15 protein-coding genes are annotated in these 18,114 nt (G+C 64.8%); 4 read left to right on the top strand and 11 right to left on the bottom strand.

Annotated features, from left to right (window positions below; translation table 11 throughout):
• Positions 1-60 precede the first annotated feature (60 nt).
• A complete protein-coding gene (locus N5B55_RS15990) occupies positions 61-495 on the top strand; it encodes a PaaI family thioesterase (RefSeq protein WP_154207746.1) in 435 nt (144 codons plus the stop codon).
• Between the two features lie 23 nt (positions 496-518).
• Positions 519-1,118 (top strand): hydrolase, encoded by a 600-nt coding sequence (locus tag N5B55_RS15985; RefSeq protein ID WP_304538659.1) that lies wholly within the window; start codon positions 519-521, stop codon positions 1,116-1,118.
• Positions 1,119-1,122: 4 nt separating this feature from the next.
• Here N5B55_RS15985 and N5B55_RS15980 read toward each other — a convergent pair whose 3' ends face one another.
• Positions 1,123-1,968 carry a helix-turn-helix transcriptional regulator gene (locus N5B55_RS15980; RefSeq protein ID WP_304538658.1) on the bottom strand — a complete coding sequence of 282 codons (846 nt, stop codon included), beginning with the start codon at positions 1,966-1,968 and terminating at the stop codon, positions 1,123-1,125.
• 124 nt (positions 1,969-2,092) lie between these two features.
• Between N5B55_RS15980 and N5B55_RS15975 the strand changes: the two genes are divergently transcribed.
• Positions 2,093-3,793 (top strand): MFS transporter, encoded by a 1,701-nt coding sequence (locus tag N5B55_RS15975; protein WP_304538657.1) that lies wholly within the window; start codon positions 2,093-2,095, stop codon positions 3,791-3,793.
• Positions 3,691-4,470 carry an aquaporin gene (locus tag N5B55_RS15970; protein WP_369812409.1) on the top strand — a complete coding sequence of 260 codons (780 nt, stop codon included), beginning with the start codon at positions 3,691-3,693 and terminating at the stop codon, positions 4,468-4,470. The genes N5B55_RS15975 and N5B55_RS15970 overlap by 103 nt, the downstream gene beginning before the upstream one ends.
• Before the next feature lie 9 nt (positions 4,471-4,479).
• On the opposite strand, the gene N5B55_RS15965 is transcribed toward N5B55_RS15970, so the two are convergent.
• The 10 genes from N5B55_RS15965 to N5B55_RS15920 form a co-directional block, all read right to left on the bottom strand.
• Positions 4,480-5,127, bottom strand: coding sequence for a response regulator transcription factor (locus N5B55_RS15965; RefSeq protein ID WP_304538655.1), 648 nt, complete (start codon positions 5,125-5,127; stop codon positions 4,480-4,482).
• Positions 5,128-5,369: 242 nt separating this feature from the next.
• Positions 5,370-6,584, bottom strand: a complete 1,215-nt coding sequence (locus tag N5B55_RS15960) for an EAL domain-containing response regulator (RefSeq protein WP_304539809.1) — start codon at positions 6,582-6,584, stop codon at positions 5,370-5,372.
• Between the two features lie 940 nt (positions 6,585-7,524).
• The gene (locus N5B55_RS15955) at positions 7,525-8,331 is read right to left on the bottom strand and encodes a MetQ/NlpA family ABC transporter substrate-binding protein (protein ID WP_009239483.1); all 807 of its coding nucleotides are present in this window, start codon (positions 8,329-8,331) and stop codon (positions 7,525-7,527) included.
• Positions 8,332-8,468: 137 nt separating this feature from the next.
• The gene (locus N5B55_RS15950) at positions 8,469-11,285 is read right to left on the bottom strand and encodes a sensor histidine kinase (protein WP_304538654.1); all 2,817 of its coding nucleotides are present in this window, start codon (positions 11,283-11,285) and stop codon (positions 8,469-8,471) included.
• 637 nt (positions 11,286-11,922) lie between these two features.
• Positions 11,923-12,546: a potassium-transporting ATPase subunit KdpC gene (kdpC, locus tag N5B55_RS15945; protein ID WP_304538653.1), complete on the bottom strand. Its 624-nt coding sequence runs from the start codon at positions 12,544-12,546 to the stop codon at positions 11,923-11,925.
• 15 nt (positions 12,547-12,561) lie between these two features.
• Complete coding sequence (gene kdpB, locus N5B55_RS15940; RefSeq protein ID WP_304538652.1) at positions 12,562-14,787, bottom strand: potassium-transporting ATPase subunit KdpB; 2,226 nt, start codon at positions 14,785-14,787, stop codon at positions 12,562-12,564.
• A gap of 40 nt (positions 14,788-14,827) precedes the next feature.
• Positions 14,828-16,600, bottom strand: a complete 1,773-nt coding sequence (gene kdpA / locus N5B55_RS15935) for a potassium-transporting ATPase subunit KdpA (protein ID WP_015856000.1) — start codon at positions 16,598-16,600, stop codon at positions 14,828-14,830.
• Positions 16,601-16,619: 19 nt separating this feature from the next.
• Positions 16,620-16,709 carry a K(+)-transporting ATPase subunit F gene (gene kdpF / locus N5B55_RS15930; protein ID WP_304538651.1) on the bottom strand — a complete coding sequence of 30 codons (90 nt, stop codon included), beginning with the start codon at positions 16,707-16,709 and terminating at the stop codon, positions 16,620-16,622.
• A complete protein-coding gene (locus N5B55_RS15925; RefSeq protein ID WP_004628489.1) occupies positions 16,706-16,831 on the bottom strand; it encodes a hypothetical protein in 126 nt (41 codons plus the stop codon). Before N5B55_RS15925 ends, kdpF begins: the two co-directional genes overlap by 4 nt.
• 31 nt (positions 16,832-16,862) lie before the next feature.
• Entirely contained in the window at positions 16,863-17,636 is a 774-nt protein-coding gene (locus tag N5B55_RS15920) for a TorF family putative porin (RefSeq protein WP_369812434.1), read from the bottom strand.
• Positions 17,637-18,114: the final 478 nt, after the last annotated feature.

Below are 18,114 nucleotides of genomic sequence, written 5' to 3'. Positions count from 1 at the left end.
GGCAATCGGGCTCGCGGTAGAGTGTCGTGTCACCTCTTCCGAACTCAAGCAGACTTCCCCATGCATCCGTCCCAAATGACCGGCCTGCAATTGCTGCAAGCCATGTCGCACGGCGAACTGCCGCGCGCCTCGATCAGCGAAACCATCCCGATGACGATGGATGTCATCGAAGCAGGCACCGTGCACTTCACGGCCCGGGCCGACAAGCGCCACCTCAATCCGCTGGGCGGCGTGCACGGCGGTTTTGCGGCGACGGTGCTCGATTCCGTAACGGGCTGCGCCGTGCATTCGATGCTGGAAGCCGGCGTCGGCTACGGCACGGTCGACTTGAACGTGAAGATGGTGAAGGCTGTGCCGGTCGATACGCCGCTGGTGGCCGTTGGGCGCGTGCTGCATGTCTCGCGCACGATCGGCGTGTCGGAGGGCACGCTCAAGACCCAGGACGGCACGTTGCTGGCGCATGCCACGGCAACGTGTGTCATCCGCCGTCCATAACCCCGATTCATCTGGAGCATCTGATGTCTGAACCGCTGCAAACCCTGTCCGCGTTGTCTGCGAAGACCACCGCACTGGTGTTGATCGACCTGCAACGCGGCATCCTGCCGTTTGCCCAGGGGCCGCACTCGGCCGAGCAGGTATTGAGTGCGTCCGCCAGGCTCGCCAAGCGCTTTCGCGAGCTGGCTGCGCCCGTGGTGCTGGTGCGCGTGGGATGGGCGCCGGACTACGCCGATGCGCCGCGCCAGCCCGTCGACCGGCCCTCGCCTACACAGCCGGGCGGTCTGCCGCCGCAATGGTGGGAACAGCCCGCCGAGCTGGAGGTCGCACCCACTGACATCCAGATCACCAAGCGCCAGTGGGGCGCGTTCTACGGCACTGAGCTGGATCTGCAACTGCGCCGTCGCGGCGTCACCACCATCGTGCTGGGCGGTATCTCAACGCATGTGGGCGTGGAATCGACCGCGCGCGCTGCGTGGGAACACGGCTACGCGCTGGTGCTGGCCGAAGATGCGATGAGTTCGAACGATGCGGCGATGCATCGATCGTCAGTGGAGAACGTGTTCCCGCGACTGGGCCGCGTGCGCGATACCGGCACCATCCTCTCGGCCTTGACGGCCTGAGCGTTCAGGCCCCGTCCTCGACGGGCACGTAGAGCACCATGCGCAGGCGCGGGTCTTCCATCACCGGCAGACCAATGTAGTCATAGCGGACGACCTTGCCGCCAGGCGTGCGGATCAGCTTGTGTTCCGCACGCTGGGCGCGCACCTCGTGCTGCCGCCACCAGGTATCGAACTCGCGGCTACTGGTGCGCAGCCGGTCGACCAGTGCAGCGAGCACCGGGTCGTCTGCATGCGGGTCGTACACCGCGCGAAACTTCGCCAGCATGCGCCGCGCCTCGTTTTCCCACTCGACAAAACGCTCGCGCGCGTTGGCGTACAGAAACATGTAGACCAGCGAGTTGCGGTCTTCCGGCGGCATCGTGCCGAAATCCATGAAGAGCTGCGAGGTCGCCTCGTTCCAGCACAGCAGTTCGGTGCGGTAGCTGCGCACGTGGGCGGGCAGCGCCATGCCGGCGACGGCGCGCCGCAAGACATCCGGCACCGCCTCGGCCGTGGAACGCTCGGCCGCTCCCGCGCCGGCGCCCGTCAAAACGGATTCGGCACGCGCCAGGCCCCGCATGTGCGCGCGCTCGTCCGAAGACAGCTTCAGCGCCCGCCCGATCGCCTCGATGGTCGCCACGGAAGGCCGCACGTCGCGCCCCTGCTCGATACGCACATACCAGTCGATGCTGATGTTGGCGAGTTGCGCGACTTCTTCGCGGCGCAGGCCCGCGGTGCGGCGGCGCCCGCTGCCCTCGGGCAGCCCCACGTCCTGCGGGCGCAGATGGCTGCGGCGGCTGCGCAGGAACTCGCCCAGCTCGTTGCGGGGCGCGGCGGGTAAGGGCGCAAGGTCGGCGGTGAAATCGTCCATGGCGGTATTACACACGCTGGCATGTGCGGGTGGGAGGGACAAGCTAATCCTAGGTTAATCCTAGCTCTGCATCGAATCGGCTCGCGCACCTACGCTGCGTTCATCCCACTTTCCGGAGCCGATCGTGACTCACCATTCTTCTGCTTCCTCCGTATCGGAACCCCGCCGCTGGCTCGCCTTTGGTGTGATGGTGACGGCGCAATTCATGTTCATCGTCGATGCGTTCATCGCCAATGTGGCCATCCCGAGTATCCGCACGACCTTGCATGCCACACCCGCGCAACTGGAGGCCGTGCTGGCGGTGTACCAGCTTGGCTACGCGATTCTGCTCATCACCGGCGGCCGTCTGGGCGATTTGTTTGGGCGGCGGCGCGTGTTTCTGCTGGGTCTCGTCGCCTTTACCGCCACCTCGGCCGGTTGTGGGCTGGCGGGCAGTGCATCGGCGCTGATCGCATGGCGTTTCGCGCAGGGCCTGTCGGCCGCGATGATGGTGCCGCAGGTGCTGGCGAGCGTGCAGGCGCTCTTTGCCGGCGCCGAGCGCGACCGCGCACTGTCGATTTTCGGCCTGGTGATGGGCACCGGCGGGGCGGCCGGGTTGCTGGTGGGCGGCGCACTCACCAGCGCCGACATCGCCGGGCTGGGCTGGCGCGCGGCCTTCCTGATCAACGTACCGGTCGGGCTGACGGCCGCGCTGCTGGGCGGGCGCTGGATCCCGCACCCAAGCCCCGACGCGGCGAAGGTGCATCTGGATACAACCGGCGTGACGTGGATGGCCGTGAGCGTGGCGGCCGTGCTGGTGCCGTTGCTGTTCGGCCGCGAATTGCACTGGCCGGTGTGGACGCTCGCGCTGCTGGTTGTTGGCGTGCTGGGTATGGCCACCTTCCAGCAGCTTGAGGCCCGTGTCGACCGCGCAGGCGGTACGCCGCTGCTGCCGCCGGACCTGCTGCAGCATCGCGCCTTCATGACGGGCCTGACGGCATCGGCGCTGCACTACATCGGGATGATGGCGTTCTTCCTGGTGCTGACGCTATATCTGCAGAACGGGCGGCAGCTTTCCGCGGTGCGCATGGGTATCGCCATCCTGCCGCTGGCCATCACCTTTCTGATCACATCGCGGGTAGCCAATGCCTTGGTACGGCGCTATGGCGTCCGCGCGCTGTTGGCGGGGCTCGGCCTGATGGCCCTGGGCCTGCTGGTGCTGCTGGCGGGATTCGGAACAGAGTGGGCACACCCCGCCACGCCCAGCATGATGCGCATCGGCATTGCGGTGGCGCTGTACGGGGCGGGACAAGGGCTGGTCGTCGTTCCGCTGATCGGCTTGGTGCTGACGGGCGTCGCACGTACGCAAGCGGGGGCAGCGGCGGGATTGCTGATGACCGCGCAGCAATTGGCGGGCGCGCTGGGCGTCGCCTGTATCGGCGGCCTGTATTTCACCTTCGCCGCTCCCGGCGGCGCCAACGGCATGGCGCACGGCACGATGGCGGGCTGCACCGCCATGCTGGCAGCGCTCGGTGCGGCGGCCGTCGGCTTTGCGCGGCTGGGTGCACAACAGCGCCGACTGGCCGCCACCGGCGCGGCAAGCCCGGCCTCAGCCCCGCCGTACCAATCCCGCCATTCGATACTCGGGCGCGCGACACAAGCGCGCCTGGGTGCATTGATCGGCCCCGACGGAGGTTCCAAACTCCCGCGCGATGCGCTTGGCATCGTTCCTCTTCTTCCCTCATGGCCACTGTGTCCCATCTTCGCGCCGCGGTCTCGGCCACGTCCGCTGCACCATCCCTGGCGCGCCGCATCGTTGCGGAGGCACTTGGCACAGCCCTGCTGATTGCGGTGGTGATCGGCACGGGCATCCACGCAAGCCGACTCTCCGGCGGCGACGCCACGTGGACGCTGCTGGCGCAATCGCTGGCCGGTGGCGCCGGGCTGCTTGCGCTGCTGACGGTCTTCACGCCGGTGTCGGGCGCACACCTGAACCCCGCGGTCACGCTGTCGGCGTTGTTGCGGGGCAGTCTGCGCGGCCATGAGGCACTCGCCTACCTGGCTGCCCAAGCTGCGGGGGCCGTGCTCGGCGTGGCGGCCGCGCATGCCATGTTCGGCATGTCGGCGTGGGCGCCGGGCACGCATGCCGCAACCGGGCCCGCCCTGTGGTGGAGCGAGGCACTTGCAACGTTCGGATTGATTGGGGTGGGCATCGCATGCGGCCGTCACGCGCCCAGGCACTTACCGCTGGTGGTGGCCGCCTATATCGCGGCGGGGTACTGGTTCACGTCGTCGTCCTCGCTGGCCAACCCGGCATTGGCCCTTGCCTGCGCGCTGACCGACGGCCCCTCCGGCATCCGCCCTGGAGACGTGCCGGGCTACATGCTCGCGCAGTTGCTCGGCGCGATGCTCGCAACGCCCTTGTTCAATTGGCTGATGGGCGTAGAAGCGTCGCCGGCGCTGGCATCCGACACGGCCATCGCCCCGGCGCAAGCCGTACCGATGCACCGCGGGGCCGGCTGAGATCGCCGCTCAACGCAGCGCCGTCAAACCGCTGTCGCGAACGTACTGAAACAAATCCGTCTCGCGCACCAGCCCGAGCTTACGCAGCGCCACGGTTTTTTGCGTGCTGACGGTTTTGATGCTCGATCCGAGCTTGAGGGCGATGTCCGACACGCCCATGCCGCCGGCATACATGCGAAGCACTTCGCGCTCGCGCTGGCTCAGTCGCTCAGTCACAGTCCGCTCGTTGGAACCGAGGCCCGTGTCCGCCAGGATGCGCGGGCTGTCGTAGCGCACGCCTCGCGCACCGGCCATGACAGCGTGGCCGACATGAACCAAGCCATCGTCCTTGCTCACGATGCCGGACACACCGATTTGCCGCATGGCCCGCAAGAGGGCCGGATTGTGAACCATCGTGCAGACAACGATGGCGCGCTTCGGATGCTTCTTGCGCAGGCGCGCCAGCAGTTGCATGCCATCGAAGGCGGGTTCGCCGCCCATGTTGTAGTCGGTCACGATGACGTTGCAGTCGGTGTGCAGAAGCACCTGCAGAAGTTCGCGTCCGTCGTGTGCCTGTGCAACGACACGCTGCTGGGGAAACTGCCCGATGGCGGCCGCCAGCCCCAGCAGAATCAACGGATGATCGTCTGCCATCACGATCGAGAGGACAGAGGACATGCGCGCGCGGTCAGCTCAGGCGCGTCGCCGGAGATGGCGCATCGTACTTGGCAAGCAACAGAGGGGGAGAGATCCGAGCCGTCATGGGAGAGTGGAAGGCCGCCGAAAGGAGCCGGTACCTTACTGACCCGATGTGCCCGACGGGGTCAGATTTTTCTTACTTTTGCGGCGTGTAACCTTTCGGCGCAGAAGCTGTTTTTATCAGGGCTGAAGAAAACTGAATCGCCCTGCAGCATTCGCACTTAAGCCGCCGCTTGCACATGCGCCAGAAACGCCGTGACGGAGAGCGGCGCGGCCCACAGATAGCCCTGGCCCGTTGCACAGCCCAGGGCGCGCAGCGTTTGGCGTTGCGCTTCGGTTTCCACGCCTTCGGCAATGCACTCGAGCTGCAAGGTGCGCGCCAGTTCGATCATCGTGCGGCAGATCACGCCGCGCTGGCTGGTCTGGTCCACCGCGGCTGTAAATGAGCGATCGATCTTGAGAATGGTGAATGGCAGATCCGCCAGCAGCTTGAGCGTGGCAATGCCCACGCCAAAATCATCGATGGCCAGCGGATGACCGAGCAGGCGCAGACGGTTGAGCGCAATGGTGAGCTGTGCGGCATCAGGCACGGGCGAATCTTCCGTCAGCTCGATGGCGATGGCCGCCGGCGCAATACGCGCCTCACGCACGATCGTTTCGATGCGGTCGACGGTGCCGGCACGGCCCAGCGTCTGCGCAGACGCGTTCACGCCGATCGAGACGGGATGCGCATGCGCGGCCAGCGCGTGCTGCACACGCACGCAATGCTCCAGCACGTGGAAGAACAGGCCATCGGACAGCCCCAGCGCTTCCAGCCGCGGAACGAAAGCCGCGGGCGATACCCGCCCATGCACCGGATGCATCCAGCGGCACAGCGCCTCGGCGCCGGCAATCTGGTTGGTGGCCAGATCGTGCTGCGGTTGGAAGACGACTTCGATCTGCTCGGGCGTTTCGTGGATGAGGGCCGCCAGTTCATCGTCGGAAAACTGCGGCAAACCCGGGGTTGCGGCAGGCACCGGGTCCAGCTCGCGCGCAGCGGCTTCTTCCAGCAACGGCAGCACATGTGTCGGACGCAGTGGCTTCTGCACGCCATGCGTGCGCGTCAGCCCGATCGCATCGGCCAGGCCGACATGCGACTCGACGATCGGTGCGTCCATCGCGCTGACCCACGCCCACACGGGCGCCTGGCGCGGAAAGACACGGCCGCCGCGCAGATGCATCTGCTCCATCAGTTCCGGACCGTTCATACCGGGCATGTCGATGTCGCACAGCACGAGATCGACGTGGCAGAGCTGGAGGAGGTAGAGCGCCTCGCGGCCGTCGCAAGCGGTCAGGATCTGCTGCACGCCCAGCGTATGGAGCAGTTGCCGGGCGGCAGCCCGTTGCACGGGGTGGTCGTCCACCACCAGCACGGCGAGTTGCGCGAAACCTTCCATCGGCCAGTCCTTGTCGTTGTGCGTATCGGCGCGCAGCGCATCGTGTTTGCGCTGTGTGACGCCACCGTCAGCCGCCATTGAAGCACCCTGCAGAAGCCTTGTCAGGCACAGTCAACACGGAGCCGGAAAAAACAAAGCCCGCGCAGCTTTTCAACTGCGCGGGCCTTGAGCGATTCCCCCAACCTTTTGAGCTTCCGACGCCGGTGTCGACGGCGTCGGGATGGAAGAAATCGTGCCCGAAAAAAATGAAGCCCGCAACAGGGGCGGGCTCAAAAGGGGGGGAGTGCTCTCTAAAGAGAGAGCAAGGTGAAGTTTAGTGGAGGGGATGACGTCAGACTGTCCGGGGTTCGCCGAAACCCTTGTAGGACAAAAACTGACGAAATTTGGCGATGTTAGCTGCACAAAGCACGCTGTTGCGCGCACATTAGCAGCAGCAACGTGATTCAAACAACGCTTTGGATAGGATCGGCGCTGACGCGGGCAGGCGACTCAAGCGTGGCTCGGCGCGCGCGCTTAAAAAATTTGCGCTCGTTGCTATCGGGCAACGCCGCGCTCGCAGGTCGCTTGAGAGGAAGGTTTCAGAGTAGCCAGGATCGGCCGAGATGCAAGGCGGCCAGAAGAACAACAACGGCGGCGGCGCACCAAAGAAAAAAGCCCGAGCACCAGGTGCTCGGGCCACAATCCACCAAGGAGGGTGGAGGAGACAGTTCCTACTATAGCGAATCGTTTGCTGCGTTGCAATAAGGTAGAACTACTTAATGTAACGAGAAGCTACAAGCGTTGCCAGCGCACCACGTGTGACGGAAACGCTTGCAACCGTCACACACTGCTGCAGCGCAGCAAATGACTTGGCGCGCCGCCGGCTAAGCTGAGCCAGCGGCGCGCCGCACTTCAATCTCGGGTCAGTTCGCGAAAGTAATCGCTGACTTAGCGTGAGGCCTTAAAACGCCGGCAGGATCGCGCCCTTGAACTGCGTGTCGATGAACTTGCGCACGTCTTCAGATTGGTAGGCGCGCACCAGCGTCTTCACCCACGGCTGATCCTTGTCTTTTTCACGCACGGCGATGAGGTTGGCGTACGGCCCTTGGCGATCTTCCAGTGCGATGGCGTCCTTGGTCGGCGTCAGGCCGTTCTTGACCGCGTAGTCAGTGTTGATCGAAGCGGCGTCCAGATCATCCAGCGAGCGCGGCAGTTGCGCCGAATCCAGCTCGATCAGCTTGATCTTCTTCGGGTTCTCGACCACATCACGCGGGGTCGCATTGTTGCCGTTCGTGCCGGCGCCGGCCTTGAGCTTGATCACGCCCACCTTTTGCAGCAACAGCAGCGCGCGGTTGCCGTTGGACGGATCGTTCTGGATACCGACCTTGGCACCTTCCTTGAGCTGCGCGAGCGACTTGACCTTCTTCGAGTAAAAGCCCATCGGCGCCACATACGTCAGGCCCACATTGACAATCTTGTAGTGGCGCGCCTGGATCTGGCTGTCGAGGAAGGGTTGATGCTGGAAGCCATTGGCGTCCAGGTCGCCCGAATCGAGCGCCGGGTTGGGCTGGGCGTAGTCGTTGAACTCGATGATCTTGACGTCGAGGCCATCCTTCTTGGCGACCTTCTGTACGACTTCCCAGATTTGCGCATCGGGGCCGCTCATGGTGCCGAGCTTGATCTGCTTGGTATCGGCATTGGCGGCGGTGGCGACGGCAAAGGCGATGGCCGGTACGGCCACGCGCGCAAGGCGGGAGAACAGGGACATGGAGAAACCTCGTGGATCTTGTCGTGAATGAAATCCGCCCGCGGATAGCGGGCGTGTGACGTGATCCTGTCATAGCGGCATCCGTAACCGAACGACTTTTTCGGCATGTCCATATGCCCTGCGACGGTGCAGCCAGGCTAGGCGATGGGCTCGGCGTCTTCCAGAGGCGGCGGCTCGGCGGCGGGCAGGGCGACGACGAAGCACGCGCCGCCGTCAGCCGGCGCCTCCACCCAGATGTGGCCGTGATGCGCACTCACGATGGCCTCGCACACGGCCAGGCCCAGCCCGACGCCGGTGGTGGCCGATTCCTTCTCACCGCGCGTGAACTTCTCGAAGATGGTCTGCACCGAACCCGCCGGCACGCCGGGGCCGTGGTCGCGCACACGCAGGCGGAGTTCGTTGCCGCGTGCTTCGTCGTGGACAATCTCGCCAGAGATACGCACCTCGGTGCCGGCCGGCGCAAACTTGCCCGCGTTCTCCAGCAGGTTCGACAGCACGCGCTCCATCAGCGGCCCGTCGCAGCGGATGAGCGGCAGGGCTGCGAGGTCATCCACCACCACACGATGATCGGGCAGCGGAATCGCCTGCAGCGCCGCGCCAACCAACTCCTCCACCGATTGCCACTCCAGCCGCAGCTTGACGTCCTGGTTCTGCAGCCGCGCCATGTCGAGCAGGTTCGTGACCATCGTACGCATGCGCTGGGCCTGCTGCCCGATGGCGGCCGCGGCTTCTGCCTGCAGCGCGGGCAGGGGCGGCTGCGCGCGCAACAGCGTTTCGGCCATCCCCACCAGGCCCGTGAGCGGCGTGCGCAAATCGTGCGACACGGCGGCCAGCAGTGAATTGCGCAGCCGCTCCGATTCAATCCGCACCAAGGCGTCGCGAGCGACTTCCACGTAATGCACACGCTCGATGGCAATCGCGATGAGCGTGGCGCAGGCGTCGATCTGGCGGCGGTTGTCGGGTTGGGCGAGCACCTGGAAAGTTTCCGGCTCCACGGCCAGCACACCGCGAATCGCCATCGGCGCCTTCAAGGGCAGATACAGCACCGAGCCAGACGGCAGCGTATGCGTGCCCGTACCGGCAGGCTGGCCGTGCTGGTACGTCCAATCGGCCAGCACGCGGTCAAGATTCGGCATGCCGGACGGTGCATCGGTGCTGCCTTCCGGCTTGGCGACCTGCGGTGCGCCCAACCGCCCATCGAGCCCGACGAAGAAGAACGCACAGCGCCCGCCAAACGTTGCGTTGACGAAGCGCCCGCCGATGCTGACGATCTGGTCCAGCGTGAGCGCGGCAGACAACTCCCGCGCGGCCTCATACAACGCATGCGCCGCCGCCTCGCGCTGCACCGCCACCTCGGCCTGTTCACGCAGGCCCGCCGTCAGCTGGCCCACCAGCATGCCGACCGCCAGCATCACCCCAAAGGTCAGCAGGTACTGCACGTCGCTCACGGCAAAAGAGAAACGTGGCGGCACGAAAAAGAAATCGAACAGCGCCACCGACAGCACCGACGCCAACGCTGCCGGACCCCGCCCGTGGCGCATCGCCACCGCCACGACGGCGGCCAGGAACAGCATGACGATGTTGGCCAGATCGAACACCGGCCGCACCAGGCTGGACAGCGCCGTCGCAATGCCGACGTACACGCAGGCGGCCACGTAAGCCGGCTTGAGCCAACCAACCTGTGCATCGGCCGCGCGCTGGGCTTCGCTGCGCACATCAGCGCGGCCGACCTCCGCTGCGCGCGGCGTGAGCTGGATATGCGCCGGGTCCGCCGCGGCACGGATCACGTCGACCTCGGGGCAATGCCGCGCCAGGGCCTCGGCAAAGTCGCCGCTGGGCAGCCGGCGCTCCAGCCCGATCGCCAGCCGCAGCGCCACGACGACGGCCCGCGCCGATCGCCAGCGCTTCTCCGGCGGGCGCCCGATCACGGCCTTGGTGATGTTGTGGCGGCGGATATAACCGGTGATCGCCTCGACGGCGTTGGTGCCGGCCAGCGTCTCCACCTTGGCGCCGGCGTCTTCGGCCAGCTTGAGCAGGGCATGCAACCGCTCGGTGCGCGCATCGGCGGCGCGCAGATGCGGCATCACCACGGCCACGGCATGCCAATCGCATTGAAGCTGGGCCGCGAGGCGGGCGGCGCTGCGGATGACCTGTTCGCCATCGCCCTGCGGGTCGAGGCACGCGACGACGGTTTCGCGCGTGCGCCAGACGTTTTCGATGCGGCGCGCGCGGCGGTAGGCCTGCACGTCGTCGTCGACGCGATCGGCGGTGCGGCGCAGGGCGAGTTCGCGCAGCGCGATGAGGTTGCCCTTGCGGAAGAAATTGCGCGCGGCGTGCTGCGCCTGCTCGGGCATGTAGACCTTGCCCTCGGCCAGGCGGCGCAGCAGTTCATCGGCCGGCAGGTCGACGAGGATGACTTCGTTGGCGGCATCGAACACCGCGTCCGGCACGGTTTCCCACACGCGGATGCCGGTGATGCTGCCCACCGCCTCGTTCAGGCTGTCGAGATGTTGGACGTTGACGGTGGTCCAGACATCGATGCCGGCGGCGAGCAAATCCTCAATGTCCTGCCAGCGCTTGGGGTGGCGCGAGCCCGCCACGTTGGAGTGCGCCAGTTCATCGACGAGGATGAGGGCGGGCTTTCGCGCCAGCGCGGCATCGAGATCAAACTCGGGCAGCGTGCGGCCCTTGTATTCGATCTGGCGGGTGGGGAGGCGTTCGAGGTCGGCGACCAGCGCGGCGGTTTCGGCGCGACCGTGGGTTTCGACCAGGCCGATGATGGCGTCGATGCCGGCTGCGCGCGCGGCCTTGGCTGCTGCCAGCATCGCGTAGGTTTTGCCTACGCCAGCCGAGGCGCCGAAGTAGATGCGGAGTTTGCCGCGGGCGGACTGTTCCTTGCCGGATTGGAGTTCGGCTAGGAGTTGGTCGGGGTTCGGGCGCTCGTTATCTGGCATGCGCTGTATTTTGGGTTTTTGGGACTTGGTGGTCCATCCCTGTTTCATCCCCTGCCGGGGCTGACTCACTTTCTTTGTCTTGCCAAAGAAAGTAAGCAAAGAAAGGCGCGCCCGAGATGGCGACCCACCCCTTGAATTTATGTCGCAGGGAGGGGAAGGGAAAAACTCGCTGCGCTCAGACAGTTTCCCTTCCTTTTTCCTCCCTGCAACAGAAATTCAAGGCGCCATCTAGGGCAGGGTACGGCCACACCATCGAAGCACCACCGCAGTAGAGCGCAAGCGACAAGACGCGAAGCAAAGCGAGCGAACCAGTGGAGTGCGAGCGAAGCGAAGCAGAGCACCGCAACAAACGAAACTCCGACAGACCACGCAAACCACAGTTTCGGCCGTTGACGTTCCTGCCCTTGATGGCGCCTTGAATTTTCGTAAGCGGGCGGAAAAAGGTGGGGAACTGTCTGAGCGAAGCGAGTTTTCCCCACCTCCGCCCGGTTACGCAAATTCAAGGAGTCTTTCGCCATCTCGGGCGCGCCTTTCTTTTGCTTACTTTTCTTTGGCAAGACAAAGAAAAGTGAGTCGGTCCCGGCAGGGAACGAAAGGGGGATGGACCACCAACATCAAAGCCAGCAGTCCACAACCCTCACTTCAAATCATCCAACGCCAAATTCAGTTCCAACACATTGACGGTAGGCTCGCCAAACACCCCAAGCACCGGCCCCTTGGTGTTCTCAGCCACAGCCTTCTTCACCAGGTCAGCCGAGAGATGCCGCGCACGCGCAACACGCTCCACCTGATACGCCGCAGCAGCAGGACTAATCTCCGGGTCCAGCCCACTGGCGGATGCCGTCACAAGATCCGCAGGAATCGGCGCACTGTTCGTCGGGTCCGCTTCCTTCAGCGCCGCAATGCGTGCCTTAGCCGCTTCCGTCAACGCAGGGTTGCTCGGCCCAAGGTTCGATCCGCTTGACGCCTGCGCGTTATACGGATTCGGCGCAGTCGCCGAGATCCGCCCCCAGAAATACTCCGGCGTATCAAAGTTCTGCCCGATCAACGACGAGCCAACGGCCTTGCCATGACGCTCGATGATCGAGCCCCCGGCCTGCGCCGGAAACAACGCCTTGCCAATACCCGTCACCACCACCGGATACAGCACGCCGGTAATGAGCGACAGCCCAACAAACACCACCAGCGCTGCACGCAGCAGCCCACCTTGTTGCGGCACATCGGCCTGAACAGGTTGACGCGCTTGAGTTGTGGTTGCCATGAATGCACTCCTTCCTTAAACCCAGCCCATCGCGGCCAGGAACATGTCGATGATCTTGATGCCCGGGAAGGGCAGCAGCAGGCCGCCCAGGCCGTAGATCAAGAGGTTGCGGCGCAGCAGCGTGGCAGCGCCCAGCGCGCGGTACTTCACGCCCTTGAGCGCCAGCGGGATCAGGAACACGATGATCAGCGCATTGAAGATCACGGCGCTCATCACGGCCGATGCGGGCGTCGCCAGGTGCATCACGTTCAGCGCGGCGAGCTGCGGATACGTCGTCGCGAACGCGGCCGGGATGATGGCGAAGTACTTCGCCACGTCATTGGCGATCGAGAACGTGGTGAGCGAGCCGCGCGTCATCAGCATCTGCTTGCCGATCTCGACAATCTGGATCAGCTTGGTCGGGCTGGAATCCAGGTCGACCATGTTGCCGGCCTCCTTGGCGGCCTGCGTGCCGCTGTTCATGGCGACGGCCACGTCGGCCTGTGCCAGGGCGGGCGCATCGTTGGTGCCGTCACCGGTCATGGCAACGAGGCGGCCCTGCGCCTGCTGTTCGCGGATCAGCGCCAGCTTGGTCTCGGGTGTGGCCTCGGCAATGAAGTCGTCAACGCCCGCTTCGGCTGCGATGGACGCGGCGGTCAGGCGGTTGTCGCCGGTGATCATCACCGTCTTGATGCCCATCTGACGCAGCTCGGCAAAGCGCTCGCGGATGCCGGCCTTTACGATGTCTTTCAGTTCCACCACGCCGAGCACGCGGTCGTTGTCGGACACCACCAGCGGCGTACCGCCCGCGCGTGCCACGTCATCCACGGCCGTCGATACGGCATCGGGAAACTTGCCAGCCAACAGCGTCACGTGCGTGCGAATCGCATCGGCCGCCCCTTTGCGGATCTGACGGGCCTCCCCGTTGTGCCCAACGTTGATGCCGCTCATGCGCGTTTGCGCAGAGAAGGCGACGTACACCGGTTGCGTCTTCGCCAGCGCCGCTTCATCGATGGACGCCTCGCCCAGGTTGCGCGCGAGCGTGACGATGCTGCGGCCTTCCGGCGTTTCATCGGCCAGCGACGACAGCCATGCCGCCTCGGCCAACTGCTTGGCCGTCACGCCCGGCGCCGGGATGAAGCGCGATGCCTGACGGTTGCCGTGCGTGATCGTGCCGGTCTTGTCGAGCAGCAGCACATCCACATCACCAGCCGCCTCTACGGCGCGGCCCGACGTGGCGATCACGTTGGCCTGCATCATGCGGCTCATGCCGGCCACGCCGATGGCGGAGAGCAGCCCGCCGATGGTGGTCGGGATCAGACACACCAGCAGCGCCACGAGCACAGTAATCGTGATCGGCGAGCCCGCCTTCATCACATCCACCGAGAAGATCGAGTACGGCAGCAGCGTGACGGTCGCCAGCATCAGGATGATGGTCAGGCTCACCAGCAGGATCGTCAGCGCCAGCTCGTTGGGCGTCTTCTGGCGCTTGGCGCCTTCCACCATCGAGATCATCCGATCCAGGAAGCTCTCGCCGGGGTTGGCGGTGATGCGCACGATGATCCAGTCCGACAGCACACGCGTACCGCCGGTCACAGACGAGAAATCCCCGCCCGATTCGCGGATGACCGGTGCCGATTCGCCCGTGATGGCGCTTTCGTCCACCGAGGCCACGCCTTCGATCACCTCGCCGTCGCCGGGCACCATGTCGCCGGCTTCGATGAGCACGATGTCGCCACGGCGCAGGGCGGTGGCGGCGCGTGCTTCCACACGGTCACGGCGGGCGGCATCCGCCAGCACCTTGGCCTGCACCGTGGTCTTGATGCCGCGCAGCGATGCCGCCTGCTGCTTGCTGCGGCCCTCGGCCAGCGCTTCGGCAAAGTTGGCGAACAACACCGTGAACCACAGCCACACCGATACGGCGAGGATGAAGCCCGCCGGCGCTTCGGCCTGGCCGCGCAGCGCCATCACCCACAGGATGGTGGTGAGGATGCTGCCGACGTAGACGACAAACATCACCGGGTTCTTGGCCTGCGCGCGCGGCGACAGCTTGCGGAAGCTATCGACAATGGCGGGCTTGACCAGCGCCGACGAGAACATCGACAGCTTGCGCACATCCTTGGCGGACAGCGTGGTATGCGTCGTGTGCGTGCTGCGTGCCTGCGGCTCGGCGGCTGCAGCAGTACCAGTACCGGCGGTGGGCTCAAGCTTGTGCTTGACCGTACGCACAGCCGGTTCGGATTCGGGATAACGGATAGCCATAAGGCACCTGTTGATATTGGGTAGACGACTCGCCGTGCGCTTAGCGGGCGAGATGCTCTGCAATGGGGCCTAGCGCGAGCGCCGGGATGTACGTGAGCGCGCCCACCAGCAGCACCGAGCCGATCAGCAGCACCACAAACAGCGGGCCATGCGTGGGCAGCGTGCCGGCCGTCACGGGCAGGCGCTTCTTGGCGGCAAACGTGCCTGCCATCGCCAGCACCGGCACGATGATCCAGAAGCGGCCCAGCCACATGCAGATGCCCAGCGCGATGTTGTAGAACGGCGTGTTGGCAGACAGGCCCGCAAACGCGCTGCCGTTGTTGTTGGCGGCCGACGAGAAGGCGTACAGCACTTCAGAGAAGCCGTGCGTGCCCGGGTTGAAGATGCCCGCCTTGCCCTGCGTGACCACCACGGCCACGGCCGTGCCCACCAGCACCAGCAGCGGCGTGACGAGGATGGCGATCGACGTCATCTTCATCTCGAACACCTCGATCTTCTTGCCGAGGTATTCCGGCGTGCGGCCGATCATCAGGCCCGCGATGAACACGGCCAGGATGGCGTACACCAGCATGCCGTACAGGCCCGAGCCCACACCGCCAAACACCACTTCGCCCAGTTGCATCAGGAACATCGGCACGAAGCCGCCCAGCGCGGTCAGCGAGTCATGCATGGCATTGACCGCCCCGCACGACGCTGCCGTTGTGATGGTGGCAAACAGCGACGAGGCCACGATGCCAAAGCGCGTTTCCTTGCCCTCCATATTGCCCACGGTCTGGTCGATGCCAAGGTTGGTGAGCATCGGGTTGGCGTGCAGCTCAGCCCATGCCAGGAAGACGGCGAGCACCACAAACAGCACCGTCATCGCAGCCAGCACGGCCCAGCCTTGCCGGCCATCGCCCACCATGCCGCCAAACGTAAAGCACAGCGCCGCCGGGATGATGAAGATGCACAGCATCTGCACGAAGTTCGTCAGCGCGTTGGGGTTCTCATACGGGTGCGCGGAGTTGGCATTGAACGGGCCGCCGCCATTGGTGCCGATCATCTTGATGGCTTCTTGCGAGGCGATCGGACCCATCGGCAGAGTCTGCGTTTGCGTGGTGGCCTTTTCCGTGACGGGGTTGCCTTGGGCATCCTTGATCGGCTGGCCGTTGGCATCCATCTTCGGGTTGTCGTACGTGGTGGCGGTGACGGTGGTCACCTCCTTGTAGCCATCGAAGTTCTGGATGACGCCCTGGCTGACAAAGAACACCGACACGATGATCGACAACGGCAGCAGCACATAGACCGTCGAGCGGGTGAAGTCGACCCAGAAGTTGCCGATGGTGTTGGCCGAGTGGCGCGCAAAACCGCGGATGAGCGCAATCACCACCGCAATGCCGGTCGCCGCAGACAGAAAGTTCTGCACCGCCAGCCCGAGCATCTGCGTGAGATAGCTCATCGTGCTTTCGCCCGAATAGCCTTGCCAGTTGGTGTTGGTGACAAAGCTGACCGCCGTGTTGAACGACGAATCCGGCGTGACCGCACCAAAGCCCTGCGGGTTGAGCGGCAGCCACTGCTGCGCGCGCTGCAGCGCATACACCGCCAGCGCGCCCAGCACGTTGACGACGATGACGGCCAGTGCGTAGTGCTTCCAGCCCATCTCGGCCTTCGGGTTGACGCCGGCCACGCGATAGAACAGCCGCTCGACGGGGCCGAGCCAGTGCGTGCGCGATGGCTTGTCACCAAACACGCCGGTCATATACGCGCCCAGCGGTTTGGCCAGAACCAGCAGCACGACCAGATAGATCGCCAGCTGGAGGAGGAACGCATTCATGGTGTGCCTCGCAGTGTTGTTAGAAACGTTCTGGCCAGAGCAAGGCCACGAACAAGTAGACGAGCAGAACCACCGTGATGGCCCCGGACAGCGCATAGAGCCAGGTCATTGCTGTTTCTCCATCGCGTGCGTGGTGGGTTGGTCTTTGGTGGCGAGCCGGCCGGAGAGGGCGAGCAATCCGCCCACTGCCAGGGCCAGCACCGCTAGGCCGGCGAGATAAACGAGGTCCATATGCGCTCCCCTTTCCTTCGGGTGGTGGTCGTTAGAACGTCTTGGTCACGGCGAGCAGGGCGGTCGCCTTGCCCATGTAGCTGTTACGTGTGTTGGTGTAGGCCAGACGCGATGCATTCGTGTCGATGTAGCTCAAAGAAGCTGTCCAGCCCGAACCAAAATCCTTCGTTACGCCCACTTTCCAGTCGGCATAGGACGTGCGCACCACTTGGTGCGGCACTTGTTGATAGCCCACGTGCAGGTTCAGCGTCAGGCCCCAGAAACCGGTGTCGAAGTTGCCCGACAGATCGAAGTACTGGCTGTGGTGGCTATCTGCAAAACCGAACAGGTTGGAGAACGCATGCGAATACTTGAACGTGACGGGCCCGTAGCCGATCTGCGCATAGCCTTCCGTGGTGTGCGGGCGGGTGTAGCTGTCGGGGTAGCTGCCCGGGTAGTAGTACTGCAGCACGCCCACATCAATGGGCACATCCTTCATCAGCTCGGTCTTGTAGCCGCCGTAGAAATCCATCTCGATGGGGGCAGAGACGTTGGGGTTGGAATCCCCCAGCCAGCTGATCGACGAGTTCCAGTTGCCCACGTAGAAGCCGTTGGGCAGCGCGTAATCCACGCCGCCTTGGATGGCAGGCTTGTTGTTGGTCTGCATGAGACCGCGATAGCGGTACTGGCTGGCCAGCGTGACGTTGGCCGTCAACGGGCTGGCAGGTGCAGCCGGGGCGGCAACAGGTGCCGGGGCAGCGTCAGTGGACTGCGCAAATGCGGCCGCGTTCGACAGTGCTGCGGCACAGAAGACAACGCCACCCATGACGGTGGCGCGCAAAGAAACGTTGGCTTGCATGGACCTTTCCCTTGTTGTTTTAGGTGCCGCCCGGCCCGGCGCAGATGCGCGTCAACTGGGGCCGGATGCGGCGTGCGGACAGGCTCCCGTCACAGGGCCTGCGTGCAGTGCAACATTAGGGAAGCGGGGATAAAAACGGGATAAAGCTTCAGGGGAGGGGTGTAAACGCCGTGTAAAAACGGTCGATTGCCCGGGCGATCACTGCCCCAGTTGTATCAGGGGTGCCCGCGAGCCAGACACACCGGGCCGCGATACAGCTCCGAGCAAAGGCGGGACATCCCGTAGCGGATAGCGCCGGTCTTGGTTGTCGGATTTCGGGGAATACGGCCACGCGCATTGCGGCGGGCTCCGGCGCGGTCGACTTTGATGGCTACGCACGTGTTGGCCGGCACCCCGCGCGGATGGCGGTAACGCTGCGTCATGACGACGAGCGTCCTGCGTACGG

The organism is Ralstonia pickettii, assembly GCF_030582395.1.
GTDB classification, from domain to species: domain Bacteria; phylum Pseudomonadota; class Gammaproteobacteria; order Burkholderiales; family Burkholderiaceae; genus Ralstonia; species Ralstonia pickettii_D.
This window is presented reverse-complemented; position numbering and strand designations above follow the sequence as displayed.

Coding starts and splice junctions, on each gene's coding strand:
- N5B55_RS15950 (WP_304538654.1), bottom strand. CDS start 11,285: ATGCCAGATAACGAGCGCCCGAACCCCGACCAACTCCTAGCCGAACTC.
- N5B55_RS15970 (WP_369812409.1), top strand. CDS start 3,691: ATGGCCACTGTGTCCCATCTTCGCGCCGCGGTCTCGGCCACGTCCGCT.
- N5B55_RS15980 (WP_304538658.1), bottom strand. CDS start 1,968: ATGGACGATTTCACCGCCGACCTTGCGCCCTTACCCGCCGCGCCCCGC.
- N5B55_RS15920 (WP_369812434.1), bottom strand. CDS start 17,636: ATGGGTGGCGTTGTCTTCTGTGCCGCAGCACTGTCGAACGCGGCCGCA.
- N5B55_RS15955 (WP_009239483.1), bottom strand. CDS start 8,331: ATGTCCCTGTTCTCCCGCCTTGCGCGCGTGGCCGTACCGGCCATCGCC.
- kdpB (WP_304538652.1), bottom strand. CDS start 14,787: ATGGCTATCCGTTATCCCGAATCCGAACCGGCTGTGCGTACGGTCAAG.
- N5B55_RS15990 (WP_154207746.1), top strand. CDS start 61: ATGCATCCGTCCCAAATGACCGGCCTGCAATTGCTGCAAGCCATGTCG.
- N5B55_RS15985 (WP_304538659.1), top strand. CDS start 519: ATGTCTGAACCGCTGCAAACCCTGTCCGCGTTGTCTGCGAAGACCACC.
- N5B55_RS15960 (WP_304539809.1), bottom strand. CDS start 6,584: ATGGAAGGTTTCGCGCAACTCGCCGTGCTGGTGGTGGACGACCACCCC.
- kdpA (WP_015856000.1), bottom strand. CDS start 16,600: ATGAATGCGTTCCTCCTCCAGCTGGCGATCTATCTGGTCGTGCTGCTG.
- kdpC (WP_304538653.1), bottom strand. CDS start 12,546: ATGGCAACCACAACTCAAGCGCGTCAACCTGTTCAGGCCGATGTGCCG.
- N5B55_RS15965 (WP_304538655.1), bottom strand. CDS start 5,127: ATGTCCTCTGTCCTCTCGATCGTGATGGCAGACGATCATCCGTTGATT.
- kdpF (WP_304538651.1), bottom strand. CDS start 16,709: ATGACCTGGCTCTATGCGCTGTCCGGGGCCATCACGGTGGTTCTGCTC.
- N5B55_RS15925 (WP_004628489.1), bottom strand. CDS start 16,831: ATGGACCTCGTTTATCTCGCCGGCCTAGCGGTGCTGGCCCTGGCAGTG.